Source organism: Youxingia wuxianensis (assembly GCF_014385085.1).
GTDB lineage: Bacteria > Bacillota > Clostridia > Oscillospirales > Ruminococcaceae > Youxingia > Youxingia wuxianensis.
In genome coordinates, this window is record NZ_JACRTD010000032.1 from 1 (window position 1) to 745 (window position 745).

Genomic DNA, 745 nt, shown 5'->3' on the forward strand with positions numbered 1-745 from the left:
ACCGACGTATCAACGGATATAGTATATGGGCCGTTTCCGCAAGACTTAAGCAAAGACCAAACCTATACATATTATTGGCCGGACGGAAAAGAAAGAATAAAATATACGAACAATCCTAACATGGTGCCTACCAATGTACCGGTTAAAATGGGGCCTATCGAGGTGAACGCATCAACAAGAGGAGGGTTGGCAAGGGCCAATTCCAGGGCATCGAAAAACTATAAAACTATGTCTGAAGCGATGGCTAAGGCTAGAGAAGAGGTAGAGAAATCCTACTCTCCCAGATCAGGACGAAAAAAGTAATTTTCAACCTCATAAATTTTTAACCAGTGCATGGTCTTTAATTATTATAATAATTGCTATCAACTACCCGATTTTATTGAAGCCCAACTTGTGCCTTAGATGAAACTCTTCCATTTTCAAATGTTACTGTGGCGTTCGCTCCGATTTGGCCGTTTCCGTTCCAACTTATAATAACTATCTGGTATCCTTGGGTTTCGGTTCGGGCGGACTCTGTACCATAGGAACCAACAATTTTTATAACCTCTTCATATGTCATGCCGGTTTCAATTTTATAATATTCAGACAGTGACATAAGGGGGTCATTATTTGGATCGGTACCGACTCGCAGCTGGACGGAACCGGGGCGGAAGAAACAAGCAAATACGCCACCCAAAACTATGTGGCTTTAAAGGTGATCACCCAGGCGCAGGCGGATGCGATCCGGCAGGGGGCAAGAGACCCG

2 protein-coding genes are annotated in these 745 nt (G+C 43.9%); one reads left to right on the forward strand and one right to left on the reverse strand.

Going from position 1 to position 745, the window contains the following annotated elements:
* Window positions 1–303 (forward strand): hypothetical protein (locus H8705_RS13650; RefSeq protein WP_262396325.1); only part of this gene is annotated, 303 nt, incomplete at its 5' end.
* Window positions 304–376: 73 nt separating this feature from the next.
* Here H8705_RS13650 and H8705_RS13760 read toward each other — a convergent pair.
* A complete protein-coding gene (locus H8705_RS13760; protein ID WP_392392108.1) occupies window positions 377–595 on the reverse strand; it encodes a DUF3862 domain-containing protein in 219 nt (72 codons plus the stop codon).
* Window positions 596–745 lie beyond the last annotated feature (150 nt).

What these genes read in the sequence shown, in the direction of transcription:
- H8705_RS13760 (WP_392392108.1), bottom strand. Translation starts at nt 595, where the DNA reads ATGTCACTGTCTGAATATTATAAAATTGAAACCGGCATGACATATGAA.